The organism is Flammeovirga sp. SJP92, from assembly GCF_001583495.1.
In the GTDB taxonomy this organism is placed as follows: Bacteria; Bacteroidota; Bacteroidia; order Cytophagales; family Flammeovirgaceae; genus Flammeovirga.
On sequence record NZ_LQAQ01000061.1, the window covers coordinates 346,071 to 372,613 of the forward strand.

Below are 26,543 nucleotides of genomic sequence, written 5' to 3' on the forward strand. Positions count from 1 at the left end.
CTAGAAATTTTTCAAAAAAAACAGAATTAACACTGTAAAGAAACCTGTGAGCTCAGATCTCAAATACTTCAATGCTGAAGACATCTGATTTTCTACCGTTTTTACACTGATATTAAGCTTCTTTGAAATTTCAGCATATTTTAAGCCCTCAAAACGAGAAAGTTGAAATATTTCCTTCCTTTTCTCCGGCATACTGTCAATACTTTCACGAATTTTCAGATCCAGTTCACTGCTTTCCAATGTATCCGAATCGTTTTTAGAAGCATCATTAATTGCCTCCTCATTATAAGTTTTATATTGTTCTTTGACTTCAATATGCCTTATAACATTCAACGATTTGTTTCTCACGGCCCTATACAAATAAGCTTCGATAGAAATATCAATCTGCAACGTTTTTCTATTTTCCCATAACTTGAAAAGGATATCATGCACCACATCTTCCGAGGCTTGAATATCTTTCAGGAACGTATTGGCAAATGCACATAGCTTTGGATATTGCTCTCTAAACAGCTTTTCAAATTTATCTTTTGTAATGATCTCTTCTACCAAAATATAGTTTTTGTTAAGTGGGATATTAAACACTCACCTTGATTACAAATATGCAACTATTCCCTAAACTGTGGAATTATTACTCTCTTTTTAGGAAGAATGCTATTGAAACTTTTGGTCTCATTCTAATTTGGGCTTCATGATTTGATTTTTAATGGAAGACCCATTCAAAAGTAAGTTTTTCAAATCAAAATCATTCTTAAAACAGAAAAAAACACCTTTTTCAATAGTAAAAACAGCTATTATCAAAAAAAATCAATCTTTTTTCATTTGCCAATAGGGGTATTTTCTTCTTCAAGCGTCATTATATCGAAGCTCAGCAAAAGAGCAAAACACTAAACTTAATTTTAAAAACAAAATGAAAAAAATACTGTTATCAATCGTTGCTTTATTAAGTCTTTATCACATAGCATTAGGACAAGAAGAAGAAGTTATAAAAAAGAAAGCAAGTGTAGCTTTTGTCTACCCCATCTCTTCTAACGGCTCAAACATAAATGTAGAAAATACTGCTTCGTTCAATATATTATTCGGTGCCAACGCTGGCGTTAAAGGTGGAGAATTAAGCGGTTTTGGAGCTTACAATAAAGGTAATGTGACAGGTGGACAATTTGCCGGTGGTTTTAATGCCACAAAAGGTGATGTCAAAGGTGCTCAGTTTGCAGGTCTCTTCAATGCCACTCACGGAAATAGTAAAGGGGTACAAATTGCAGGGATTGCCAATGCTTCAAAAGAAAATAGTACAGGTTTTCAATTTGGAGGCGTAGGCAACGTTACTTTGGGAAATCAAAATGGAGTTGTGGTATCAGGTGTCAGTAACTTCACAAAAGGAAATGTTAGTGGTGCACAAGTAGGTGTTGTAAACGTGGGACTTCAGAAGGTAAATGGTCTTCAAACTGGTGTAGTCAATATCGCAGATACTTTATCAGGTGTACAATTCGGCGTAATTAACATCAGCAAAAATGTAGAGAAAGGCACTCCAATTGGTTTAATCAATATAGTGAAAAACGGTTACTATGCTATTGAACTGACAGCGGGAGAAATTAATGTGGCTAGCTTAAGCTACAAAATGGGTACAACTGACTTCTATACGATTTTCAAATACGGATACACTCCCGATTATGTATCTACCACAACAAATCACAGTGTAGGTTTAGGTTTTGGTACATTGAGAAACCTTTCTAGAAATGGTAGACATCAATTGGCCATTGATTTGACTGCAAATCATTATTTACCTTATCAAGGAGCAGATAAAATTGATTCAGACAATAAAATAAATATGATGGGTAAATTAGACCTCAATTATCATTATAAAATCAATGACCACATTGCTGTAGTAGGTGGCCCTTCACTGAATGGTTATTATTCTGAAGTAAGAAGCAGTGATAACGGAAGTTTTGGAACGTTGACACTTCCGTCAGAAACAATGATCCATCAAGAATTTAATGAAACAAATACACAAGCAGTTTGGGTAGGTTTCAACTTAGGTATCAATTATACATTCTAGGGTAAATTATCAACGAGGGAACTGCCAAGGTTCCCTTATCATTCAATATACTATCTATTAAAAATGAAAAAGGTAACACAGAAAAGAGGCTTTATTGAAGCTTTTCAAATTGCACTGATCAATCACACACTTTTTGATCAGGAATTATTCGAAAAAAATTACCAAGCTCTAAATCAGAAAATTGAATCTTCTCTTCAAAATAACAGGGATTACAATTGTGCAATTTTACTAAAAACCTTAAATAATTCAATTTCAAAAGGTTAGATGAACTCAAAATGAACAAAACAGTGGTAATATAAAGATTATGAGGGAGTTAATCACCAAACGACTCACATGATTGTGAATAAACTCCAAATTAGTCTATGATAAACTCCTCATTTTCAATCCATTTGTGAATATCTTGCAAAGAATTGTGAATAACTTTTGGATTAAAATCAAGGTTATTCACTGCTTTTTGATGAGAAATAGGATTTTTAAGTTCTAAAAGTGTATTAATTGAATATGAGTTAGTTGGAAGCGGTGATTTTGAAAACTTGTCCACAAAATCAGTAAAAGTTGCCAACATTTTCATAACAGATGTTGATAACTCAATAGGAGTTATTAACTTTTGTGAGATATTTCCATACATTTTTGCAATTTCAGGGATAGAATAATAAGTATTACCCAAAATATATTTTCCTTCTACTTCATTTCGTACAGCAAAAATACAACTTTTTACGACATCCTTAACATCCACAACATCAAAGCCTCCTTGTGTTAACATTGGGAGCTTGTAAGAATGAATTAAACGAAAAAGTTGATTGAAGCCATTGAAATAAAAATCCCCGCTTCCAATAATTGATGTTGGATTTAGAATTGTAATTTTCATTCCTTCTTGCTGATTTAAATAACGCTCCATTTGTGCTTTGGAATAGTCATAACTTATCGTTTTATCTTCCACTAATCGAGCAGATTCATCAAACACTCCATCCGAAGGAACTTCCATACTATGAATTGAACTAATAAAAATGAAGTGCTTTACACCTGCCTTTTTAGCCAAATCAAACAGATTTTTAGAGCAGATATAGTTAACATTATAGACATCTTGACACTCTCCATACCTGGGGTAAACCACTGCGGCACTGTGGATAACTGTATCTACTTTATTCACAAACTGTTGAAGACTATGTTGATGAGTCAAATCGCCTACAATTTGCTCCACCCCTTGAAGTCTATTGGTCTTTGACCTTACAAGTACTTTATGGTCAAAATTTTCCTTTTGAAGATATCGATGCAACACATACCCTACATGTCCGGTGGCTCCTGTTAAGGCTATCATAGTTTGGTATCAGATTATGATTAACTTTTCAGTTCAATCATTACTTTCGGTGACATTCCATAATGTTTTTTGAAGGCATCTGAAAATTTAGAAATTCCTTTAAAACCTAATTCTTGTGAAACCTCAGTAACGGTCATTTTTTGATGGATCAACATATTTCGTGCTTCATCCATTCTTAATTGTGTGTAAAATTGATAAAGGGGCTTTCCAAATTCAGCTTTAAAATCTCTAATCAATTTTGAACGGCTGATACCAAACTCATCACAGATTAACTCTAATGAAGGAGGATTGGAAAGGTCATTCGAGATAAATTCACGGATAGAAAAAAGACGTTCGGTATCAAAAGAATCTAGCTTTTTAACGTCATCCACATCACGCTTTGTCAAAAACTCAAAAATTTGTCCTAGTATAAAAATAGCCTGGCTGTAGACAATGGACTTATAGGAAATACTTTCTCTTTCAGCTTCAAAAACTTTATCTAAGGCAGTAGCAATCTCATAAGTATGTGATTCAAAAAACAGCCACGGTTCCGGGTTATGAATCAACTCTTTAATCTCTTGAAAACGATCACCGAAATAATCATCCAGTAAGTTCTTCTTAATCATTAATGTGACCCACTGTGAATGCGTACCTTCAGCTCCATAATTAATCACAGACTTCCTTAAGTTAGAAATCATCACTCCTCGTTGCTTTCCTGGCCCAAAGACTTCAATTTTTGAATCAGATTCATAGATATGTGTGATATTCCCTTCTCTCAAAAGCATGATATAAATAAAATCAGCATCCTTTTTCGGATGATGACGAACTCCCACCTCTTTTTCAATGATACAGTCGTGTACTATAATCTGAATATCATTCAGTAAAGTAAAAAAATGATAGTCTATATGTCCATACTGTGATTTTGAATTGATCCTTTTCCCATTAAAAGTAGTTCCCGCCATTACGGCGATTTTATTAGGAAAGGAAATCTCATCATCATGGTCTACATTGATTATTTTATCTTCATTTATTGTCATTCGGCAACAGTAATTTCTATTTTTAGGACTAAGTTTAATGTTGTCAAAAATAGTCACAAACCATGAAATTAATCTCATTTACTAAAATCAGGAAAGGAAAACCTAAGAAAAAGGCAAAAACAAATGAGGATAAATTGACGAAACTATGGTTTGAGGTTCAAAAAAAGAAAAAAAGGAACTCGCTGTTAGTCAAAGAAGTCAACTTAATGAAAACAGCTTATCAGCAACATTTAGAAGAAGTATCAGCGGTAAGATTTGAGGTATTGTATAATTATATTGAACGGTTGCTTTTTTTAGGAAAAGAGGCAAAACTGACCAATAAAAACCATCAGCTGTTTCAATTATTAGTACAGCACTACCTTGTGGAAGGATTGCAATCTCCTTTTAGAAAAACATTGAAATTTGATCAGCTCATTCCCGATTTTCAAATGGTTGCTGAAAATACTTCTACTAAGAAAACCAAATCACAAAAGAGAAAAGAAAGGATAGAGCAAATCAAAAAGCAATTGACATTACTGGCTGGCGCTGAACAAATAGAGCACTTGCTTTCTGAGGAAGACTGGGAAAGTATGATAGATGATGAACATCAAATTCAAATTCTTTTTGACAAAAAAATACAACCTTATCTGTTCAGTAAACAAAAGCAGAAACTCCAAAAAGAGGCAATTCAAAAAGCTGAAATTAGAGAGAAAACAACAATCAACTATACTTCCGTTCATTCTCTTTATAAAAAACTAGCAAAGAAATTTCACCCTGACCTAGTGAAGGAAGAGCAAGAAAAAGAGGAAAGACATCATTTAATGTCTATCATTACTGAAGCAAAGAATAAAGAGGATATTACAACTTTGCTTGATTTGTATAGCACTCATTTTTCAGAGGAAAAAATTGAATTTAAAGAAGATGAATCAGAGAAACTACTACAACTTCTAGAAAAGCAATTGAAGGATTTGGAAGCGGAAAAAAGTGAAATCATTGGAGGTCCAAAAGAACATTATATCTATAATCTTTTTGTCGGTAAATCTGGAAGTGGTATTGAAAGAGAAGCCGTACATCTAAGAGAAAGTGAAAAACTGAAACAGCAACAATTACAGACACAATTAAATGAGTTAGAAACAATTGAGGACCTACAAAGTTTATTGTTGGGATATATGCAATAATCATTGTATCCGCCCTCTCCATTGATTTTGTTTTTTAACTTATGAGTACTAAAACAAAAGTATTTAATATCAATTCAATTATTATGAGAAAACTGTACTTCAAAACACACTTTATACCCCTTTTATTAACAGGGCTATTACTACTTCATTCATTTTATATTGATGCACAAGACAGAGTAACAGGCAGAACCTTTGCAACTCGTTCAGAGGTTTTGGCACAAAACGGCATGGTGGCCACTTCTCATCCTCTAGCAACTCAGGTTGGATTGGATATTCTGAAAAAAGGAGGAAATGCCATAGACGCCGCCATTGCATCTAATGCCGCACTTGGGTTGATGGAACCTACAGGCTGTGGTATTGGTGGTGATATTTTCGCCATTATATGGGACGCTAAAACACAGAAACTTTACGCTTTGAATGGAAGTGGCAGGTCACCTAAAAAATTGACTTTAGAGTATCTCAAAAAGAATAACTATTCAAAGATTCCTGCCTTAGGGCCTTTACCTGTCAGCGTACCGGGTACTGTGGACGGATGGTTTGAAATGCATAAAAAATTCGGAACTATGGAGATGAAGGAAATTCTAACTCCTGCCATCAATTACGCTGAAAGTGGTTTCCCTCTGACAGAACTGATTGCATGGTATATGCAGAAGTCTATTCCGAGGTATCAAGCAAAAGGCTTTCCGAATATAGAAGATACTTACATCAGCCAAAATGGAGGTACGCTACCCAATGAGGGCGAAATCTATAAAAACCCCTACTTAGCCAATACTTATAGAAAAATTGCGGAAGGTGGAAGAGATGCTTTTTATACAGGTGAAATCGCCAAAACAATTGGTACTTTCATAAAGGAACAAGGTGGATTTTTAAGCAAGAAAGACCTTGAAGCTCATCATTCAGAGTGGTTAGATCCTGTTTCGATTAATTATAGAGGCTATGATGTTTGGGAACTTCCTCCAAATGGTCAAGGAATAGCGGCACTTCAGATGCTGAAGATTTTGGAGCAATATGATTTTTCTAAAATTCCTTTCGGCAGTGCAGAACATCTCCACCTTTTTACAGAAGCCAAAAAATTAGCTTTTGAAGACAGAGCCAAATATTATGCAGACATGGATTTTTATGATGTGCCTTTGTCTACTTTACTTTCTGAAAAATATGCGATTGAGAGAAGTAAGGAAATTGGCAAAAGAGCTTCTACTTATGAAGCAGGAAAAATCAGTGCCGGCGAAACTATTTATATGACCGTTGCCGATAAAGAAGGAAATATGGTTTCACTGATCCAATCCAACTATAGAGGAATGGGATCAGGTATGGTACCTCCAAAACTAGGATTTATGCTCCAAGACCGTGGTGAGTTATTCTCTCTAACTGAGGGGCAAGCTAACACTTACGAACCAGGCAAAAGACCATTCCACACCATTATTCCTGCATTTATCACTAAAGACGGCAAGCCGTATGTTTCTTTTGGTGTAATGGGTGGTGATTTCCAACCTCAAGGGCATACTCAAATTGTAATGAACTTAATTGACTTCGGCATGAACCTACAAGAAGCTGGCGATGCTCCACGCTGGGACCACACTGGCGGTGCCTCTCCTACAGGTGAAACCACTGAAAATAAAGGAATGATCAGAGTGGAATCTGGTATCCCTTATGAAACAGTGAGAGGATTAATGGACCGAGGACATCAAGTTGGTTTTACAAGAGGTGCTTATGGTGGCTATCAGGCTATCCTTTGGGATGATATCAAAAAAGTATATCATGGAGCAAGTGAGAGTAGAAAGGATGGACAAGCTGCGGGGTATTAGTAATCTCTTCACGTTTAATATCATGACTACAGAATTTCTTGAGGATCACTAATTACACTGTAATCTAAGTTTAGTATTTATTTATACGATATTTAGAAATCAGGAGATTTCTGATGATCTGCAGGGCACAAATGACGCTTACGCTTAACATTTGCGCCATTGGATATACTGCTATATTAGTTTGGTAGTGCTACCCCGGCCTTGAAGAGAAAAGTGTGAAGAATTTCATGGATTGAGCCGTTAAAAATGATTTTCTTGTTTGAGCTTTAGCGAGTTTAAAATCATTTAGGTGAGCATGTTTGGAACATCTCTTATTACAAACCCACTTTTATTCAGTCAAACTTATCCGTACACTACCCACCGTACACATCGTACGCTATTCACCGTACTGTCTGTACACTATACAGCGTACGATGTGTACGGTGAATAGTGTACAAGCAGTACATAAGTACATTGTAAACCACAATTCATACTTATGGCTTTTAGAGGTCATAGAACGTTTGCAAGAAATATCAATAAAAAAACAGGCTACCTTATCATAATAAAATAGCCTGTTTATATTTTTTCAACACTCCAACGATTACACAGAAACCTCTGCCTTAATATGTGGATGTGGATCGTAATCTGTCAATTTGAAATCTTCGAACTTGAAAGAGAAGATATCTTTAACGTCAGGGTTGATTTCCATTTTTGGTAAAGACCTGAAGTCTCTTGTCAGCTGTAATTTAGCTTGATCAAGGTGATTGTTATAAAGGTGAGCATCACCTAACGTATGAACGAAATCTCCTGGTTCCAAATCACAAACTTGAGCAATCATTACCGTCAATAACGCATAAGAAGCGATGTTGAAAGGCACACCTAAGAAAACATCAGCACTTCTTTGGTACAACTGACATGAAAGCTTACCGTCTGCTACATAAAACTGGAACAAAGCGTGACAAGGCATTAAAGCCATTTCGTCCAACTCCCCTACGTTCCATGCAGAAATTACCAAACGTCTAGAATTAGGATTGGTTTTGATTTCATTGATCAACCAAGAGATCTGATCAATTGTTTTTCCATCAGCACCAGCCCATGAACGCCATTGCTTACCATAAACAGGACCTAGTTCACCGTTTTCATCAGCCCATTCATTCCAGATTCTTACGCCATTATCCTGAAGGTACTTTACGTTAGTATCTCCATTCAAAAACCATAACAATTCATGAATGATGGAACGAAGGTGTAACTTCTTTGTCGTCAAAACTGGAAAACCTTCTGATAAATCAAAACGCATTTGATGACCAAACACTGATCTTGTACCCGTTCCTGTACGGTCTCCTTTCTCAGCTCCTTCCTCTAAGATTCTGTTTAATAATTCGTGGTATTGTTTCATTCTGCTCTCGTAAAAATTCGAATGCAAAAGTGCATCATTTCCTTTCGATTACCAAATTATTAACACCATCAAAATAATAATCTGTACGCACCGCTCCTCCTAAGAACATATAGGATAAAGTACTGTCATCATATTTTTGAGTTCCTCTCAACACCTGTCCCCCTTTCAAGGTCAAATAGTATTTCCCATCTTTCAACTCGATCAAATCCATAGAAAGCCTTTTGATGATATGTTCATACTGCAAATCTCCAAAACCTTCCCATGTTTGTCTTCGAAGCAGTTTACCAATCAATTTAAATAAGGTCAAAGGCTCATCGTTCAAGAACTTCAAAATCCTCCTTTCCAATTTATTCAAACCAGTACGCGGATTAGGAAAACGCTCTAAATGTGCAATCATGGTTTCTTTAAGATAAGCAAAACTATCGGGGTGATGATGAATGAGCAGTAGGAAATCTTTCAAATCATCAGCAGTATATTTTTCCCAGAATTGAGAAGCGTATTCAAGGTCGTTCTCCGAAAGTGGCAACCTTTCCTCAAAAAGCCTTGGGTAATCTTGAATCTTGTACTCACCCAGTCCTTTATTTTTTTCCGTATTGATGATAGAGATCTTGTGGTATACAAAGTTCTTTTGAGTAATGAAAGCAAGAATCGCCATCAAGTTAACTTGGCAGAAGAGATCATGTTCAAACCATAATACAATTTCGTCTTCGGGGTTTAAGTGGTTGAGTTGCTGTAGTTCGGCAAGCAGGATTGAAGCATATTCATTGGAAGAAATATTGAAATTGGAATTCAGAAAATTAGTTCTTGACTCAAAAAAAGAGGCTGTAAAAAGGGGGCCAAAACAGTTCCCTTCCACAAGCATTTCTCTGAAAACAATAGAAGAACCTTCAAAATTATTCTTCTTCCAGATTTCAAAGCTGCTGTCGCCATTTAGTATATGGTAAATCATAAGCTAGTATTAATATATTTACATTAAAAAGGTTTAATTATTAAGAATATCGCAATTTAAAACTATTAACACTGAATATCCATAATCAAAATTAGCTAAATTAATGAATTTTTCATATAATGCATACAGGACGTTGATATAGCGGTATATCATTTTTTGTGTGCGTTCTTTCTAGGTAACTTATAACTTATACAACGACTATCATGAGAGCATTAACGAAAAAAGAGCAAGACATCATTGCCATCATTAAGGCAAGTCTGCGTGAGTCAATGAAGTTTGGTTTCATAGCAGAATATATGAGTGTTATCTTGCCCGATCATAAAGAGCTAGCAGAAAAGGCATTAGACAAACTTTGTCCTCATTCTGGTGCTCAAAAGGAAAAGTTAACAAAAGATGATGTGAACATTATTCGAAAAGTGATGGAATTTATCACTGAACCTCACACACCGTTCGTGAATATTATTCACCCTTATCACAGAAGTTTAGCCTTAGAATATCAAAATTCATGGCTTTATAATCTCTCTGAAACAGGTACGCCAATGCCCAATGTACCTTCATATCTAAAGTAATTTAGGAGCATGTTTGGAAGCCACAATGAGGTGACAAACATGCTCTAATAGTGTAATGGGTTTACATAGACACTCAATCCTTGCAGTGTCTTTTTATAATTGTTATTTAATTCCTCTCTTAGAAGTTCAATTTCGGCTTGTCTGAATTGTAAATTCTTTTTCACTGAAGCTATTTTTTTAGCATTAAAATAAACTTTCAATAAACAGAACCCCACCATAAACTTGATTTGTATACATAATAGGTTAGGTGATTCATGTGCCATTATAATAGCAACAGCTTCTAATACGATTATTCCAGATACCAACCCTATCACAGTTTTTGTGAGGTATTGATCAAAGAAATATGCACCTAAAAGGTAAACTACAATCATAAGCAGATAGACGCTTAGTAGTAGAATATTTTTGTAGGTGTAATGAACATAAATTTCATAAAATGGGGCAAGAACCATCAAGGCCAATATCATCCTATTCACTAATAGATGATTGTCCTGTCTTTCACATAAATCAAGTAATTTATTTTCTTTCTCTAGAATTTGTTGAGGAGCCTGCATGAGCAATATAGTATTTTGAAAGGTAAAGTTTACAGACTTACTAAAACAGTAAGCATAATTGTTGAGTTGATAAATTAATATAATGAAATTAACTCTAAGTTCCTATTGAGGAAGGAAGGTTTTTATAACAGAAACAACTGATTATGTTTATTTTGTTCCCTTTACAAAAAAAATAGTCGTCACCTTTGTTAAAGGACAACGACTATTAAAATTGTAAATCAAAAATGCCTGTTAGATTGTTTTCTAAGCATTTTCATTTTTTCGTTCTTGTTTTCTCGTCTCTATATCATCTAACTTTTGCTGTATAACCTCTGCATCTTTTGCTGCGATATAAGCTTTAATCAGACCCGATATAATTGCCACCTTAATAATAGCTCCAAAAATAGAAAAAGAAGCACCAAGTAGCAGCCCTAAAACATCTAATACAATGTAGACTACGAGACCTATCATAACTGCCTTCTTTGGCTTTTTTGAGACCAAAACCCCAAGAGCGCAAAAGGAAACCAAGATAGTACCATACAACCCTACAATGATGTTGCTATTAGCAGACAGTCCTCCAAAAATTCCAAATAATTGAAATCCAGCTATGATAAAAAGAATCATTCGTCCTTGCTTCAATTTATCCTTGCATTGAAGCATTAAATTGTAGTTGATTCTTTCATCGTGCTTGTCTAGTTTTTCTTGTTGTGAAAGTGTTGACATAAAAAATACTTTAAATAGTTTACAAATAGCATGTGATATACATGCAAAAAATAAGTTTAAGAACTCCATCTATTTGAAGCAGAAGGCACAAATATTACAGTGCTTCTTCTGTGGTATATTCTTGATTGTAGGCGTCTATTAATTTCAGCTTCTCCTTAATTTCAAACATCTCTTTTGATGCATGATAGGCTACGACGAGCACATAGATAAAAATGGGAATTCTAACAAAATCAAAAGAGGATAACGACTCGTCTGACCCAAAAAAGCTGATAAGTTCCATGAATACATAAGTGACCAACCCAATGATTATGGCATATTCTGGTGCTTTTGAAACGTAAAAAGCTAGTGTAAAATACAGAATAGAAATTATTGCACTAATCCCTGCCAAAAGATATTCTCCCCCAGCAAACCCTATTATAACACCAAAAAGTAGATAACTACCTATGATGATTAAAATAAGCTGTGCCTGCATCAGTTTATGCTTACATTGACGCAGACTTTTCTGGATAGCCATTTCTTCCTTCTTTTGAAGTTTTTCTTTTTGAGTATTTGACATGAAGAAGATAGTTTAATAGTTTGCTGTTCTACTACATAGTGAATGTAGTTCAAGCATTCCTAAATATAGAAAATTACAAATAGTTGCACAACCTACAATCACTTCTATTTCTACTCCTCTCTACCGATTGATCTCACCAAATTTCACCTAAAAAAAGCTACTTTGTTATCAAAGTAGCTTATCCTGAAATGATGTCCATAGATTGAATTATGATCACATTTCAATTTAAAATCAGTTTCTATACATCATAAACAGTGATATTTACTGCACCCAAAATACTCACCCCTTCTAATATTAAATGACAATTTACTTTTTCAGTCACTGTAGGCACTGCATCTTCTTTATTGGATGTAAAAGCATTATATATTTTACTTTTCCATGTTTTACTCTTCATCACATGAGTGTATTCACTCAAAAACTTCTTCGTACGATCTTCAACAATTGTCCCTGGAAGCACCTTGATGTTCACCTCTCCAACAATTTTTGTCATACGTAGTCTAACTACAGCACCTTCCAAACACTTACTCCTCAAATCTACGTTCGTCTCCCCTACTATGGTCACTACCTCATAATCTGATTTGGTATTTTGCAAATTCTGGTCACTGAAACGGATATTTTGTTCTCCAATAATTGTAAAAATCCTAGATGAACTTGTATTAACATTATCTATCACAAGGCTTTTCCCTGCTAACACATTTAAAGATAACTTATTATGATTTTGAGGTGCAACATTTTCTGGATCAATCACCTGAGGTTTGTTACTATTTGCATTAGGTTCTTTTACATAATTTTCAGGAAAGTCGGAAAGCACCAAATCCAACTTTTCAACAGAATCAGCTTGCATTACCATATCCAATCTGTTCTCATAATCATGAGGATCAAGATTTCCTTCAGTAAATGCTTTTTCAAGAATATCTAAAGTTTGTTTTCGCTTCTTAGGTAGACCAAATTGAGAGACATGTTTCATTATTTATCTGTAATATTTTGTAAGTATTAAGCCAAAAGTAATTTAATAATCAAATCTAATTGTGAATACAACGCTCTAAAAGCTATATAAGAGAGATTTCTGTGAAAGTTCTATTAGATGAAGTAAACGCAAAACAATAATAAGAATTAATATGAATAAATTTTGTTTTGGCAGATACTAAAATAACAAAAAAAACCTATTGAGTAAACTCAATAGGCTAAAGTGTTAAGTATATTATATGTCTTTATTGGTTAAGGTATAAATCTATATTGAAACCGCGAAAGCGATTGCGAATCCTACCGCGATAACCACTGTTGCTATTGTGAAATTTCTCATGTCTATTGTGTTTATATATGATTAAACTAATGCTCTTGCTTTGTACTTCAAATGTATATCTTACCCTTATTATTACCAAACTTTTTTTAAAGTATTTTTTACACTTAAAAAAGTTCATTTTTATAATTTTTCAAAGGATGGACTTTATTTTTAAAATCTTAAAAAGAACCCACTAAATTCTTTTCAATAACACATAAAATAAAGTGTAATTAATACAGAAAAAATAATTTCAAAAAAGTTGAAAATACTTGACAAAAGGCAGAAAAAAACATCGTTTCACACCTACTGAAGGTCGATATTTTTGCATAGAATCGATTATTTAATCTTTAATCGAATAATGCGATATGATTTTTTTGTTTTTAAGAAAAAAAGACCGCATTTTGGATGTCCATATTTTTTAATGATTGAAAATTAAGTCAGGGTATTCATTTTTCAATCAATGGATCGGTTCAGAAAATGAACTAATACTTATTCTATTAATATCATAAGTAGTTTAATCCTAAATCTGTTTATTGACTTAGAACTAAAACACTTATTTGAATTTGAAAAATTTATGAATAAAAACTCAATTATCCCTTTTGGTAAAACTAACCTATATGTTTCAAGAGTTGGATTAGGATTGGCAGCGTTGGGAAGACCCGGATATATAAACCTAGGCCATGGAGACGACCTTAACAATAACTACGATATAGACATAATGCAAAAGAATGCTTCGGAAGTGATGGATATTGCACTTCAAAATGGCATTCGTTATTTTGATACGGCAAGAAGCTACGGAAAAGGAGAGCAATTCTTACAAAACTGGCTACACAAACAAGAAGACACATCAAAAATTGTTGTAGGATCAAAATGGGGATATGAATATACCGCAGATTGGAATGTGAAAGCAGAACACCATGAAATCAAAAGTCACGATCTTGACCTTTTAAAAAAGCAGTGGGTAGAAAGTGTAGGTCTTCTTGATGATGAGTTAAATATATACCATATACATTCTGCCACTTTAGAAAGTGGAGTTTTAGACAACGAAGAAGTACTGCAACAGCTTTGGGACATTAAGTCTACAGGGACAATTATCGGTCTCTCATTGAGCGGTGAAAAGCAAAGTGAAACTTTAGAAAAAGCATTACAGATTCAAAGAGAAGGAGAACACCTTTTCCAATCTGTACAAGCTACCTATAACATATTGGAAAGATCTGCTTCTAAAATGCTGGAAGAAGCCGCTTATCAAGGGTGGGGCGTCATCATTAAAGAAGTGGTAGCCAACGGAAGGCTTACTGAAAGAAATGAGGAAGAAGATTTTCAACCTTTCAAACAGAAACTAGCATCAATTGCTCAAAAGTATGAGGTTGGAATTGATGCAATAGCCATGGCTTTTGTTCTTTCTCAACCGTGGGTTTCTGTAGCACTTAGTGGTGCTTCCACATCAAAAATGCTGTTGGAGAACCTAAAAGGAGCTGAAGTACAACTAGATATGATTGACCTTCAAATATTAGATGAAATATATGAGGAAAATGAAATCTACTGGCAGAAAAGAAAAGAACTCGATTGGAATTAATTGATAATGTTCTAACTTTAAGTACCTATTAATCGATGAATTGATAGGTACTTATTTGTTTTTAGACAATAAATCTCAAAAACTTCTCATTTCAATTGCTCATCAACCTAAATCGGCATTTGAAACACTACCCATTGAAACTTAACTTGTTTATATATAAGAACCATTAACTATGAGAAAATTACTTTTCTTCTTAACACTATTCATCTTCGCATTCTCTTCTAATGCACAAAAGAAAAATAAAAACAAGAAACCCAATATTTTAGTCATTTGGGGTGATGATATTGGTTGGGCCAACATCAGCAAATACAATCATGGTATGATGGGGTACAAAACTCCAAACATTGACCGTATTGCTAATGAAGGAGCAATGTTTACGGATTGGTATGCTCAACAATCATGTACTGCAGGAAGAGCCGCTTTTATATTAGGACAGCATCCTTTTAGAACCGGGTTATTAACCATTGGTATGCCTGGAAGTAAGCAAGGTATCAAAGACAATCAACCTACAATTGCTGAGCTACTCAGACCTCTTGGGTACACATCTGGGCAGTTTGGAAAAAACCATTTAGGTGATCAAGATGAACACTTACCAACCAACCATGGTTTTGATGAATTTTTTGGTAACCTCTACCATTTAAATGCAGAAGAGGAGCCTGAGACATATTACTACCCTAAAGATCCTGAATTCCACAAAAAATTTGGTCCACGTGGCGTGATCCATTCTTATGCTGATGGCCGTGTGCAAGATACAGGACCGTTGACACGTAAAAGAATGGAAACAGTGGATGATGAATTTACTCAAGCTGCATTGGCTTTTATTGAAAAAGCACACAATGATGGTAAGCCTTTCTTTGTTTGGCTTAGTGCTACAAGAATGCACGTTTGGACTCACCTGAAAGAAGAAAGCAGAGGTGTTACAGGTATTGGACTTTACCCTGATGGTATGGTTGAGCATGATAAAAATATAGGTATTGTATTGGCTAAACTTGAAGAACTTGGTATTATTGATAACACTATGATCATGTATTCTACTGATAATGGTGCAGAAAAATTCTCATGGCCTGATGGTGGCTCTACTCCTTTTGCTGGAGAAAAAGGAACAACATGGGAAGGTGGATTTAGAGTACCTTGTGCCATTCGCTGGCCTGGTGTGATCCAACCAGGAACGGTAGACAACAACATTTATTCACATGAAGATATGATGCCTACGATTTTGGCGGCGGCAGGTGTTTCAGATGTAAAAGAAAAATTGTTGACAGGATATAAAGCGGGTGATAAGACTTTCAAAGTACACCTAGATGGTTACAATCAGATGGGATTCTGGAAAGGTAATATAAAAGAGGCTCCTCGTAATGAAATCTTTTATTTTGATGCAGCGGGCAACTTAAACGCATTAAGATACAAAGATTGGAAACTTCATTTTGCTATTATGGAAGGGGCCATCAATACAGCTTATAGAAAAACGCCTTCATGGCCAATTCTAATCAACTTAAGAGCAGATCCTTATGAAGTTTCATACAAGTCGGCATTATACATCCGTTGGTTTGCTGATAATATGTGGACTTTCGTACCGGCACAAGCGTTCACCGCTCAATTCTTAGAAACGTTCAAAGAGTTCCCTCCTGTACAAGGTTCTTCTTTGGGTATAGATAAAGTGTTGCAGTCATTGCAAACCGCACCTAAAAATTAAGACTAAAATAAGTTCAACAAAAAACTCCGCAATTAAAATTGTGGAGTTTTTTGTGCTTTATAAAAAGATGTTTCTAACATTGATTAGTAAGTCAATATTTCGACTTTATGTATTTACTCTTCGACGATTCTATTTAAAATCTTATTTGCGACAGGTGCAATAACCATTGAAACAGGAAATGCTATACATATTCCTACACCAAATGCTTTGCCCCACCTTATCAAAAAACCTTCGTTCCATCCTGTATTCACCCATGTCAATATTAAAGACATGAAGAAACCCATTGCAAAAGCCATTATTGATGCAAAAAGAAACGGTCTCCACTTTTTATTAATTTTTCCCATCTTGTTATTAATCATTAATGTGATGAAATCTGAATGAAGTCCGTTTATTTCAATTTACTTAAAATTCAAAACTAATGAATGGTTTTTAAAATTTCCCTTACTTAAGAATGAAATTGACCATTGATCATATAAATCTTTTCTCCATTTTCTTTCTGTAAAATAAGTACATAATAATGTTCTTCTACAGGCACTCCCTTTTCTTTGATAATATCAAATGACAATAACTGTAACTCTAATTTAATCATCTCACAACAATCAGTATTCACAGGCTCTTCTTCTTTAGAATTACTTCTTTGTGATACATCACTGATCTTTCCATTGGTTCCTACTAGGATATCAAAATGCCCTGTACAATCAAATTCCCCCTTTTGATCCAGTTTCTTAATCACATCCAATACAGCATCTGTAATCTTCTTTTTATCATTATAACGGCGTGAGATACCATTGGGAACTTCTTCATAATTATTGATCATTTTAATATCATACAGCACACCTTTTTCAGCACTCATTCTTAATTCTGCTTCAAAAGTTTTAGGCACTGCACCTCTTCTTCTCAGCACATCTCCTTTAGGAATTACTACATTACCTGTGAACCAATCAATAAAAACTCTATCATTGATCACTTTATCGTTAAAAATAGCCTTCATCTTAGAAAGAGATTCGGACTTATTGATTGTTTTCTCACGTGTGAGCTCAAATGGTTTTAAAATATCGGTTAGAAAAAGACTATCATTTTCAATCAAATAAATAGCTTGATATCCTCTCCAACAGTTGAATCCTGCCCCTTCTCTAAAACTCAAACCAAATAATTTCCCATCATCTGATGTTTCTTCCTGAAGGTATTTTTCCAATAAAAAACTAAATGTTGCGGAGGTGTCACCGTTGTAAATAATTAGATCTCCTATTTGATGGCTTGCTTGTAATACATTGATATTGGTGAGTATAAAAAATAGAGTACCTAGAAGTTTAATTTTCATCGTTGCTTCGTTTTAGTCTGTTTAATTCTCAAAAAAGTCATTTAATATTAAGGAAATTTGCTCGTAAAAAGTGTTAAATAAACCACAATTCAAAACAAATGTGAACTCTACCACATTTCTTGTGTAGATACTTCCGTAAAATTGTATTCATAGAATAATACAAACCTAAATTAAACATTATGAAAAGGATACTCGGATTACTTACATTATTATTAGCATTCAATAGCATTACATTAAGTCAAGATATGGATAAGAAAACAAAGTTTAACCCTCTTACAGATTTTGAAAAATATATTATTGTACATAAAGGAACTGAACGTCCGGGTACAGGTATTTATAATGCACATTTTGAAGATGGAACCTATACTTGTAAAAGATGTAATACGCCACTTTATAAATCAGACGATAAATTTGACTCTCATTGTGGATGGCCAAGTTTTGATGATGAAATTGAAGGTGCCGTTAAAAGAGAAACGGATGCTGACGGTAGAAGAACTGAAATTTTATGTGCCAATTGTGACGCACACTTAGGACATGTTTTTATAGGAGAAGGGCTGACTGCAAAAAACACAAGGCACTGTGTAAACTCTGCCTCTTTGAGTTTCACTCCTGCTGAAGAAGAAAAAACAGCAGAAACTAATGTTGCCATTTTTGCCGGTGGTTGTTTCTGGGGGGTAGAATATTACTTTGCAAAGTTACCAGGTGTAATCAGTACACAAGTTGGTTATACTGGAGGAGAAAAGAATAATCCTTCTTATAAGGAAGTTTGCTATACAGACACAGGTCATGCTGAAGCTTTAGAAATCAAGTATGATCCCAATAAAGTCACTTATGAAGAATTAGCACGACTATTCTTTGAAATTCATGATCCTACTCAGGTCAACAGACAAGGGCCAGATGTAGGGAAGCAATATAGATCTGAGGTTTTCTATACTTCTAATTATCAAAAAGAAATTGCAGAAAAATTAATCAAGGAATTAGAAGATAAGGGGTACGATGTTGCTACTCAAGTAACAAAAGCATCCACATTCTGGGACGCTGAGGAATACCATCAGATGTATTACTTCAAAAAGAAATCAAAACCTTATTGTCATATCAAAACAGAGAGATTCTAATAACTCTCAAACTAACATGCCCATGGAACTTTTAATTCCATGGGCTTTTTTATATCTTCAATCTGGAACTTGTAACTAAATAAATTTCTAGTGGGTATAAAACATTTGATTGTTAATTGCGGCAGCATAAAAACAAAACATTTTGGTGAGATCTTAGAAAAGGAAAATCTTAACTACTCTATCATAACTATTGACGATCTTACGGATGAACATTTGAAAAGTGCTGATAAGATTATCATCAGTGGTGCTCCTATTTTATTGACAGAAGTGGATCCAAAACCGTATTTGAAGAAATTTGAAATCTTAAAAACACTAACAACTCCCACTTTAGGAGTTTGTTTTGGACATCAAATTCTAGGAATGCTTGAAGGAGGAAATATCAAAAGAACAAAAGAAGCTAGAAGCTCAGAAATCATAAATCAAAATATTCCTTCTCCCTTATTTGATGCAATTCCACAACATAGCTCTTTTGAAGAAGACCATTGTGAAAGTGTAACCTTAAGTGAAAACTTCGATTTATTGGCAAATTCTGATTCTTGTGAGAACGAAGCCATGAAACATAAAAGTTTGAATTGGTGGGGAGTACAATTCCATCCTGAAGTCTCTCAGGAATATGGTCCTGCATTAATCAAAAATTGGTTAAATCTTTGCTCAGCAAAAGGGTAAACCTTCAGAATTAAATATTAAACCGTTATAATAAAACACAGTGCAAACTATTTACAAATTAGTCTTGCTTGGGCTCAGCTTGGTTTTATGCCACAACCTGATGGCATCAAATAACAGTACACAACAGTTCAGTATAGAACAAGGAATGAAATTGGAAGATAGTGCCAACAAAGTGGAAGTACTATCAGCAATGGCTTTATTAGAAGTCGAAAAAAATCCATCTTCACAAAAAGAACCTTTCAGGTTGATCAATGAGGCTATTCGCACCGCGAAAAAAATCTCGAATAATGAATATCTGGCAATGGCTTACAACACCAAAGCCATTATTTTCAGGGAATTTTCTACTTTCTCTCAGGCGGTTGATTTTCATAAAAGAGCATTGAAGTTGGCAGAGAAACTTCCTCAGCAATCCGAGAAGATCAATTTCCTACTGGATCTGGGTGCCACCTATAGAGTGAGTCTTGATTTTGAAAATGCAAAATCATCTTTTGAAGAAGCACAATTATTAGCTCATGAGCTTCAATTACCCTCTTTTGAGATTATTGCCTGTCTGAACATCGGTTTTCTATACACTTCTCTTGAAATACAAGAAGAGTCATTAGTTTATTTTGAACAAGCAGAACAGATTGCCACTGAACATAAAATTAAAGATGCCTATATTCTCTCTATTATCGGTAAAGGAATTGATTATTCATTGGGAAGCAATCCCACTTTATCAAAAGCCAAAAAATACTTTGTGCAAGCAGTCACTAGCAGTAAGAAAAATGGAAATAAGTACTTCGAAGGTATTTCTAGAATATTTTTAGGAAGAGTTTATCTAAGAATGAATAAAATCAGTGATGCTTACCGTCAACTAAGCTCTTCTGTAAAGCTTTTAGAAAAGTATAAATACAAGCCTGTTTTGAAGCAGGAATACAAAAGTCTTGATGATGTGATGAAGTTTAGAAATTACTATTCTCAAGCATTGTCTTACCTCAACAGTGTGAAATACTACAGAGGAGAAATTTCCCAAAGTCAATATAACGCCGCTGTAAAAGAGGAGTTGGAGCTGTTTGGCAACCCTGATCAAGATGAATTAGAACAACTCAGAGATGCATTATCAGAGTTGAAAAACCACTACTCTTTCTTGGACAGTATCAATCAATTGGATGAAGAAGAGGCTGTTTATTTATTAAAAAATTACCTTGATCAACAAAAAAAGAAGGTCAACACTTTGGAGTCGGACCGTTCTTATTTGAAAAATCTACTGATTGAAACTGAAAAAGCGGCAAAACAGAAAATTCAAATCCTCGAGCAGAAAAACCAGCTTCAGCAAGCATTAATTGATAAACAATACTGGGCAGCCGCCTCTTTGTTACTATTGATTGTTTCTTTGGTAGTAGTAGGTGGATTACAGTATAAAAATGCTACACAGCGAAAAAGGACTAACCTTGAACTTGAGGCTAGAAATGAAAGAATATCAGAACAGAATATTGAAATAAGATCTACAGCCAATCAACTGGAGGAAGCCCTTACTTCATTACAAACGCAAAGTAAAAAGACTGAAGAAAGTATTCATGCCGGCTGGCGTATTCAAAATGCTATGCTTCCTACTGAAAAGCTATTCTCAGACTTTTTCTCTGCACATTTTGTAATGTACCAACCAAGAGACATTGTTTCTGGGGATTTTTATTGGGTGGGCCAAAAAGATCAATGCACTATTATTGCCGCGCTTGATTGCACTGGGCACGGTATTCCGGGTGCCTTCATGTCTATGATGGGCAATGCTTTAATGAATCAGGTAGTCAATATTGAAGGACTTACTTCCCCTTCTGAAATATTGGCTAAGATTGATAAGTACATTTCACAAACTCTGCATCAAGAAGAGAATGTATGGTCTCGTGAAGGGATGGACGTGGCCATCTGCTCTATTGCTCATGATAAAAAATCATTGCAATATGCTGGTGCTAAAAACCCTTTATTGGTAGTCAAAGAAAATGGAGAACACCAATTCTATAAAGGAACCAATAGACATGTTGGAGGTAATAGAATGAAAAACAAACAGAAAACCTATAAAGAACACAACATTACTATTGAGGCAACTGATACGTTCTATATTTATTCTGATGGAATTCAAGATCAATTTGGAGGTAAGGAAAATAAGAAATATATGAGAAAACAACTCATTGAAGATCTTTGTAACTGGAGTAATCTTCCATTAGAACAACAAAAAGAAAATATGGTTCATAAGTTTGACAAATGGAAAAATGGAAGTAAACAAATTGATGATATCCTTTTAATCGGCTTTAAATGTTAGCATTAAATCAATATTATATTTGGATTATAAGACGATTAACATAATAATATTTCAGTAATCGATTTTTTTATTATTCCTTGCAAATAGCCAATTAAAGCAAGAGGATATTTTTACTTTCGATTCATATAAATTTCAGAGGCAATTCAAATGAAAATTGATTTGCCTCTTTTTTTATTTCTTCGTTAAGTATATAAATAAATAGACAAGTACATTAAAATACTTCCGGCCAATACAAACACATGCCATATTGCGTGATTGTACTTCAACTTCTCCCACACATAAAAAATTACTCCCAAGGTATAAGCAACACCTCCCCCTATTAAAAGCCAGAACCCAGCTCCTAGTTCATGATATAAAGCTCCTAATTTAAATACGGCTAGCCACCCCATTCCCATATATAAGGAAACTGAAATCCACTCGTATTTTATCTTGAAAAATAACTTATATATCATCCCTAAAAAGGCAATACTCCAAATGATAATGGCAATTGTGATTCCTCCATTATTTTCTAATGAAAGCAAAGCAAAAGGTGTGTAAGTGCCCGCAATCAGCAGATAAATACCACTATGATCCAATTTTCTTAAAAACTGCTTTAGTTTCTCAAAGGCAACCAAATGATATAAGGTGGAAGACAAATAAAGAATAATCATACTTGCTCCAAAGACACTGTATACCACATAGTCAAAAGTTGTGTTCGCTTTCAAAAGCAACAACAACAGTCCTACAACACTCAATAATACACCAACAGCGTGTGTAATTGTATTCCAGATTTCTTCTCTGTCACGGGTTAATAGATACATGGCTTTACAATTTGAATGAATATTCACTTTTATATTATAAAGACAACTCAAATTTTAAAGTTGTGACAATAGAAAAGTTAAAAACCTGAACTCGATCAAAAAAAACGAATTCAGGTTTTAAAAAAGAGAGTTAATCAATTTCTAATGCACCATTACAAAAGCACCCCAGAAGTAAGGATCTTTATATTCTTTCATTAGTTTCAATTGTGCATTTCTAAATGCCCGATCAATATCCTTAGTTTGAAACCATTGTTCATAAAACTCATTCATCAGTTTTTGAGTGGCAACATCATCAACACTCCACAAACTCATCACAATTGACTCTACCCCCGCAATACTAAATGCATACTGAAGGCCTGAGATTCCATCTCCATCTGATATATTTGAAACTCCAGACTGACAAGCGGACAGTATCAATAAAGAAGTGTTTTTCAAATTCAAACCTTTTACTTCATAGGCCGTCAATATTCCATCATTTCCGCTTTGATAAATTTCTTTTACTGACTTGTCTTTATTGGTTGATATTTCTGTAAAAAATAGTCCCGATTTCAATAAAGGGTTATGAAGAATTGGATTGATTAGTTCATCAATATAAATACCATGCGTGGCAATATGCATGATAGTAGGAGACGAAGGTAAATTCTTGATATTACCTTCTGTGGCTTTATCTTGATAGTAAGTACTTACATTCCATCCTCTGCTTGTAAATAATGCTTGTGTATTTTCTAGTTCTGTTTCCGTTCCTGGAAGGTTTTCTAAGTAGAAAGTATATTTTTCCTGTTCTGTTCCTGTTGCTTCAGAAACTTCCCTCACACCAAAGTCATCCACATTTTCTCCAAAAGATGGATTACCAAATAGACAAATATCATTATTTTTGAATTTACTTAACTGATCTTTTGTATCAATATCAGAAGTAGAAATCACCAAATGTATATCTTCCTCTTCTATAAGATACTTTTCAGTATTATCATTAAATAAAACATTCAAATTAATTACATTGTAAATTCCATCTTTACTCAAATAGATTCTATCAAACTTTCCTTCCAGCTCTTTAAGGCCATCTTTTATAGGTTGCCAATAGTATTTATAAGAGGAAACTTTCTTTGAAGTATTTTTTGGGTGAACTATATATCTCCTTTTGGGTTTTGTTTCTTTAGTATAGATCCTGAACAAATCATTTTCCAGCAATTTTGCATTGCCAATTGGGATAAACTTAGGTGCTTTGCATTCTTTAGAAATAGCAATTGCTACATAAAAATTTGTGGCAGGATCTATATTATTCAGCTTAATGATCTCCACTGCCACTTCTTTTTCTTTTAAATTTCGTTGTATATCTTTCCATGATAGATATTCATTTACTTTTAATGAATCATGATCAGATTTGGCAACAAAACTCAGTGACTTTTCTAAATTATTGATTCGATCAGTCATCATATAGGTATCAATGGACAAATCATTTCTTTCTTTGATAGAAAAGAAATTGGCTGTGGCTAGCTGAGATTTCTGACGGTCAAGGTTACTTACATAATTAGTAAAATTCATCTTTTTTCTATAATCACCGAGATGCTCAATTGTCTTTTTCCGTATAATCGCTTCCTCTAGAAAGTATTTTCTATAATTGACTTGAAGGTCATAACACTTTTCTACCATTAAAGGTGATTGATATCCCTCAGTCATGGACATCAAACTAAAAAAATACTTGAATATGCTTGAGGTATGGTGAATGTAATTGATCTTCTCATCCTCACTGGTAAAATTGAGTTGGGTATTATATTGATTCAAACGCATATCTACACCTCTAATGATCAATTCTTTTGCCTCTCCCCAGTTCCCTTGCAATGCTTTTACATAAGCAATCCGACCTAGAAAATCAGGAAAATAAACTGATTCATCAGAGAACTTTCCTTTGAGAACTCTATACTCATCCAACGCTTTACTGAGTTCACCTTTTTCAATATAAATATTGCCCTTTTGATCAATAATCTGAATACGCTGGAACTGCATCTCTGCCACACCATGCTTATCTGCTATTTCAATAGCCTTATTAAAAAATGAAATTGCAGAATCTAATTGCCTTTTATTGATCGCCAAATTTCCTTTTAATGTATTGGTCTTAATGAACAATGGGTGACTGGGATTTACAAATCGAGTAAGTGTATCCTCAATATTTGTGATCTGTTCCATTGTATAAGCATTATCAATCAGCTTTTCATATAGTTGTGCAGTAAGCAAAGTCAACCTGAGATCAAGAAAAATAGCACTGTTATCCATCCCCCTTTTCTTAAGGAAATTGACTTCACTTTCACATAAACCAATAGCATTTTGAAGTCGGCCCATGGTGATAAAAAGTTCGGTCAGCGTCACTATCGCTTTACTGTAATGCTTCGAAAAAAAGACTTTTTCTTGTCTTACCAGTGACACCAGTTCCATCAATTTCAATTCCGCATTGATGAAATCTCCAGTGGTAAAATATATATCACCTTGCACTTTTAAATAGAAAAAGTACAGTTCTCTTTTAGTAGTTTGAGAAATATTCACCTCCTCCAAATAGTCTTTGGCTGTTTCAGCATCCCCTTTTTGTATATAGATGTCCGCTATATTCAGCAATACTCTTGCATTAAAATTGACATGCTCTTTTATTTTCCCAAGCTGTTTTTTAGTCGATTTGAAGTAATCTAGAGCCTTATCGAGGTAGCCTATTTCTGATAGTGTTTCTCCAATTTCCAAGGATGCCATCAACGTAGCAATGTGCTCCTCACCATATAATTCCTTTCGATGATTGAATAATTCCTCATGAAAAGAATAAGACATTTTATATTCATTTGTATAGAAATAATGCAATGCTAAAGTTTCAAGCAACATAGAGTACACCGGGCTCTTCTCTAGCTCTTTTTTGACCAAATTCCTTTGTGCCTCTTTCAATAGAGAATAGGCTTTCTCAGGTTTATACCATTTAATGTAAAGATGAGCAAACTGTATATCCAACCATTCTGTAGTAATTGCACTGATTGATTTACTTTTTTGAATCTCTACTCTATTATCTTCTAAAAATTGAAATGACTTTATAAAAAAGTCTTCACTTTTCTGAAATTCTCCCAAGTGAAGATTGAGTATTGCCCTATTGATGTTGCATAAATTATAATCAGGGTGTTTTTGCGTAAGTGTTTTGTAATAAATCATTTCTGCTTCATTGAGCAGAGGAAAAGCTGCAAATTTATCTCCCAGGCTTATTTTACAAAATGCCAGATAATTGAGAGCTAAAGCATAGTCAGGGTACAACCAACCAGATGAAAGGTTCATTATATCTATAGCTCTTTCTAAAGTAGTTACAGCAGGTTCATACTCATAATAAAGGATAGAGAGTTCTGAAGACATCAAAAGAGGAATGACCACTTCTATAGCGTCATCACCGAACCGGTCTTCTGTTTGTTTAAGCCAAGTTGCCACAAGTCCTTTTGCTTCTTCTATTTTACCTTGATCTTTTAGGAAATTTATTGAATCAGGAGTTATATCATCATTTGCAGTAGAAGTGTTTTTTAAAATAAACAGATTGATAATTAGAAGGAAGAGTGAAATTCTATACATTATGTATTACGTTATCAGGAAAATTGTAATGAATTACATCATAGTATTTTTAATAATAATTCAATTGTCATTTTAGGGTATTCTAAAGTTAACAACTTTAAACATAACATAAATCATAATTTCTGCTTTTAACAAAAAAAGACTGCCCTTTCGAACAG

The 26,543-nt window shown here is 34.3% G+C and carries 23 protein-coding genes; 10 read left to right on the forward strand and 13 right to left on the reverse strand.

Features of this window, described 5'->3' with window-relative positions; all coding sequences use genetic code 11:
* Positions 1-549, reverse strand: a complete 549-nt coding sequence (locus tag AVL50_RS14115; protein WP_172826843.1) for an RNA polymerase sigma-70 factor — start codon at positions 547-549, stop codon at positions 1-3.
* 358 nt (positions 550-907) lie between these two features.
* Between AVL50_RS14115 and AVL50_RS14120 the strand changes: the two genes are divergently transcribed.
* Both AVL50_RS14120 and AVL50_RS14125 read left to right on the forward strand, forming a co-directional pair.
* A complete protein-coding gene (locus AVL50_RS14120; RefSeq protein WP_062617135.1) occupies positions 908-2,053 on the forward strand; it encodes a hypothetical protein in 1,146 nt (381 codons plus the stop codon).
* A gap of 63 nt (positions 2,054-2,116) precedes the next feature.
* Positions 2,117-2,317, forward strand: coding sequence for a hypothetical protein (locus AVL50_RS14125; RefSeq protein WP_062617136.1), 201 nt, complete (start codon positions 2,117-2,119; stop codon positions 2,315-2,317).
* A 91-nt stretch (positions 2,318-2,408) separates the two neighbouring features.
* Here the strand turns inward: AVL50_RS14125 and AVL50_RS14130 are convergent, their stop codons facing one another.
* Both AVL50_RS14130 and AVL50_RS14135 read right to left on the reverse strand, forming a co-directional pair.
* On the reverse strand, positions 2,409-3,371 hold the full coding sequence (locus AVL50_RS14130) for an NAD-dependent epimerase/dehydratase family protein (RefSeq protein WP_062617137.1): 963 nt from the start codon (positions 3,369-3,371) through the stop codon (positions 2,409-2,411).
* A 20-nt stretch (positions 3,372-3,391) separates the two neighbouring features.
* A complete protein-coding gene (locus AVL50_RS14135; RefSeq protein WP_172826844.1) occupies positions 3,392-4,387 on the reverse strand; it encodes a helix-turn-helix transcriptional regulator in 996 nt (331 codons plus the stop codon).
* Between the two features lie 62 nt (positions 4,388-4,449).
* Here AVL50_RS14135 and AVL50_RS14140 point away from each other — a divergent pair, with 62 nt between their 5' ends.
* A complete protein-coding gene (locus AVL50_RS14140) occupies positions 4,450-5,544 on the forward strand; it encodes a hypothetical protein (RefSeq protein ID WP_062617139.1) in 1,095 nt (364 codons plus the stop codon).
* Between the two features lie 83 nt (positions 5,545-5,627).
* Positions 5,628-7,349 carry a gamma-glutamyltransferase gene (ggt, locus tag AVL50_RS14145; protein WP_062617466.1) on the forward strand — a complete coding sequence of 574 codons (1,722 nt, stop codon included), beginning with the start codon at positions 5,628-5,630 and terminating at the stop codon, positions 7,347-7,349.
* Between the two features lie 580 nt (positions 7,350-7,929).
* On the opposite strand, the gene AVL50_RS14150 is transcribed toward ggt, so the two are convergent.
* Positions 7,930-8,724 (reverse strand): thymidylate synthase, encoded by a 795-nt coding sequence (locus AVL50_RS14150; RefSeq protein ID WP_062617140.1) that lies wholly within the window; start codon positions 8,722-8,724, stop codon positions 7,930-7,932.
* A 34-nt stretch (positions 8,725-8,758) separates the two neighbouring features.
* On the reverse strand, positions 8,759-9,673 hold the full coding sequence (locus AVL50_RS14155) for a DUF1835 domain-containing protein (RefSeq protein WP_062617141.1): 915 nt from the start codon (positions 9,671-9,673) through the stop codon (positions 8,759-8,761).
* Between the two features lie 203 nt (positions 9,674-9,876).
* Here AVL50_RS14155 and AVL50_RS14160 point away from each other — a divergent pair, with 203 nt between their 5' ends.
* Entirely contained in the window at positions 9,877-10,242 is a 366-nt protein-coding gene (locus AVL50_RS14160; RefSeq protein WP_062617142.1) for a hypothetical protein, read from the forward strand.
* Positions 10,243-10,286: 44 nt separating this feature from the next.
* On the opposite strand, the gene AVL50_RS14165 is transcribed toward AVL50_RS14160, so the two are convergent.
* The 4 genes from AVL50_RS14165 to AVL50_RS14180 form a co-directional block, all read right to left on the reverse strand.
* Positions 10,287-10,793, reverse strand: a complete 507-nt coding sequence (locus AVL50_RS14165) for a hypothetical protein (RefSeq protein WP_062617143.1) — start codon at positions 10,791-10,793, stop codon at positions 10,287-10,289.
* Positions 10,794-11,036: 243 nt separating this feature from the next.
* Complete coding sequence (locus AVL50_RS14170) at positions 11,037-11,495, reverse strand: hypothetical protein (RefSeq protein ID WP_062617144.1); 459 nt, start codon at positions 11,493-11,495, stop codon at positions 11,037-11,039.
* A 94-nt stretch (positions 11,496-11,589) separates the two neighbouring features.
* A complete protein-coding gene (locus AVL50_RS14175) occupies positions 11,590-12,051 on the reverse strand; it encodes a hypothetical protein (protein WP_062617145.1) in 462 nt (153 codons plus the stop codon).
* Between the two features lie 238 nt (positions 12,052-12,289).
* A complete protein-coding gene (locus tag AVL50_RS14180; RefSeq protein WP_062617146.1) occupies positions 12,290-13,018 on the reverse strand; it encodes a DUF1707 domain-containing protein in 729 nt (242 codons plus the stop codon).
* Between the two features lie 889 nt (positions 13,019-13,907).
* Here AVL50_RS14180 and AVL50_RS14185 point away from each other — a divergent pair.
* Both AVL50_RS14185 and AVL50_RS14190 read left to right on the forward strand, forming a co-directional pair.
* Entirely contained in the window at positions 13,908-14,909 is a 1,002-nt protein-coding gene (locus AVL50_RS14185; protein ID WP_062617147.1) for an aldo/keto reductase, read from the forward strand.
* Between the two features lie 172 nt (positions 14,910-15,081).
* Entirely contained in the window at positions 15,082-16,602 is a 1,521-nt protein-coding gene (locus AVL50_RS14190) for an arylsulfatase (RefSeq protein WP_082795817.1), read from the forward strand.
* Positions 16,603-16,715: 113 nt separating this feature from the next.
* On the opposite strand, the gene AVL50_RS14195 is transcribed toward AVL50_RS14190, so the two are convergent.
* Complete coding sequence (locus AVL50_RS14195) at positions 16,716-16,961, reverse strand: DUF2798 domain-containing protein (protein WP_062617148.1); 246 nt, start codon at positions 16,959-16,961, stop codon at positions 16,716-16,718.
* A gap of 86 nt (positions 16,962-17,047) precedes the next feature.
* Entirely contained in the window at positions 17,048-17,923 is an 876-nt protein-coding gene (locus AVL50_RS14200; RefSeq protein ID WP_062617149.1) for a hypothetical protein, read from the reverse strand.
* A gap of 179 nt (positions 17,924-18,102) precedes the next feature.
* Here AVL50_RS14200 and AVL50_RS14205 point away from each other — a divergent pair, with 179 nt between their 5' ends.
* The 3 genes from AVL50_RS14205 (at position 18,103) to AVL50_RS14215 (ending at position 22,000) form a co-directional block, all read left to right on the forward strand.
* A complete protein-coding gene (locus AVL50_RS14205) occupies positions 18,103-19,038 on the forward strand; it encodes a bifunctional methionine sulfoxide reductase B/A protein (protein WP_082795818.1) in 936 nt (311 codons plus the stop codon).
* A 105-nt stretch (positions 19,039-19,143) separates the two neighbouring features.
* Entirely contained in the window at positions 19,144-19,704 is a 561-nt protein-coding gene (locus AVL50_RS14210) for a hypothetical protein (RefSeq protein WP_172826845.1), read from the forward strand.
* A 100-nt stretch (positions 19,705-19,804) separates the two neighbouring features.
* Positions 19,805-22,000 carry a SpoIIE family protein phosphatase gene (locus AVL50_RS14215; protein ID WP_062617151.1) on the forward strand — a complete coding sequence of 732 codons (2,196 nt, stop codon included), beginning with the start codon at positions 19,805-19,807 and terminating at the stop codon, positions 21,998-22,000.
* Between the two features lie 182 nt (positions 22,001-22,182).
* Here AVL50_RS14215 and AVL50_RS14220 read toward each other — a convergent pair whose 3' ends face one another.
* Both AVL50_RS14220 and AVL50_RS14225 read right to left on the reverse strand, forming a co-directional pair.
* Positions 22,183-22,800: a hemolysin III family protein gene (locus AVL50_RS14220; protein WP_062617152.1), complete on the reverse strand. Its 618-nt coding sequence runs from the start codon at positions 22,798-22,800 to the stop codon at positions 22,183-22,185.
* 141 nt (positions 22,801-22,941) lie between these two features.
* Positions 22,942-26,385: a CHAT domain-containing protein gene (locus AVL50_RS14225; RefSeq protein ID WP_062617153.1), complete on the reverse strand. Its 3,444-nt coding sequence runs from the start codon at positions 26,383-26,385 to the stop codon at positions 22,942-22,944.
* Between the last annotated feature and the right edge of the window lie 158 nt (positions 26,386-26,543).

Coding starts and splice junctions, on each gene's coding strand:
- AVL50_RS14120 (WP_062617135.1), top strand. CDS start 908: ATGAAAAAAATACTGTTATCAATCGTTGCTTTATTAAGTCTTTATCAC.
- AVL50_RS14125 (WP_062617136.1), top strand. CDS start 2,117: ATGAAAAAGGTAACACAGAAAAGAGGCTTTATTGAAGCTTTTCAAATT.
- AVL50_RS14130 (WP_062617137.1), bottom strand. CDS start 3,371: ATGATAGCCTTAACAGGAGCCACCGGACATGTAGGGTATGTGTTGCAT.
- AVL50_RS14135 (WP_172826844.1), bottom strand. CDS start 4,387: ATGACAATAAATGAAGATAAAATAATCAATGTAGACCATGATGATGAG.
- AVL50_RS14140 (WP_062617139.1), top strand. CDS start 4,450: ATGAAATTAATCTCATTTACTAAAATCAGGAAAGGAAAACCTAAGAAA.
- ggt (WP_062617466.1), top strand. CDS start 5,628: ATGAGAAAACTGTACTTCAAAACACACTTTATACCCCTTTTATTAACA.
- AVL50_RS14150 (WP_062617140.1), bottom strand. CDS start 8,724: ATGAAACAATACCACGAATTATTAAACAGAATCTTAGAGGAAGGAGCT.
- AVL50_RS14155 (WP_062617141.1), bottom strand. CDS start 9,673: ATGATTTACCATATACTAAATGGCGACAGCAGCTTTGAAATCTGGAAG.
- AVL50_RS14160 (WP_062617142.1), top strand. CDS start 9,877: ATGAGAGCATTAACGAAAAAAGAGCAAGACATCATTGCCATCATTAAG.
- AVL50_RS14165 (WP_062617143.1), bottom strand. CDS start 10,793: ATGCAGGCTCCTCAACAAATTCTAGAGAAAGAAAATAAATTACTTGAT.
- AVL50_RS14170 (WP_062617144.1), bottom strand. CDS start 11,495: ATGTCAACACTTTCACAACAAGAAAAACTAGACAAGCACGATGAAAGA.
- AVL50_RS14175 (WP_062617145.1), bottom strand. CDS start 12,051: ATGTCAAATACTCAAAAAGAAAAACTTCAAAAGAAGGAAGAAATGGCT.
- AVL50_RS14180 (WP_062617146.1), bottom strand. CDS start 13,018: ATGAAACATGTCTCTCAATTTGGTCTACCTAAGAAGCGAAAACAAACT.
- AVL50_RS14185 (WP_062617147.1), top strand. CDS start 13,908: ATGAATAAAAACTCAATTATCCCTTTTGGTAAAACTAACCTATATGTT.
- AVL50_RS14190 (WP_082795817.1), top strand. CDS start 15,082: ATGAGAAAATTACTTTTCTTCTTAACACTATTCATCTTCGCATTCTCT.
- AVL50_RS14195 (WP_062617148.1), bottom strand. CDS start 16,961: ATGATTAATAACAAGATGGGAAAAATTAATAAAAAGTGGAGACCGTTT.
- AVL50_RS14200 (WP_062617149.1), bottom strand. CDS start 17,923: ATGAAAATTAAACTTCTAGGTACTCTATTTTTTATACTCACCAATATC.
- AVL50_RS14205 (WP_082795818.1), top strand. CDS start 18,103: ATGAAAAGGATACTCGGATTACTTACATTATTATTAGCATTCAATAGC.
- AVL50_RS14215 (WP_062617151.1), top strand. CDS start 19,805: ATGGCATCAAATAACAGTACACAACAGTTCAGTATAGAACAAGGAATG.
- AVL50_RS14220 (WP_062617152.1), bottom strand. CDS start 22,800: ATGTATCTATTAACCCGTGACAGAGAAGAAATCTGGAATACAATTACA.
- AVL50_RS14225 (WP_062617153.1), bottom strand. CDS start 26,385: ATGTATAGAATTTCACTCTTCCTTCTAATTATCAATCTGTTTATTTTA.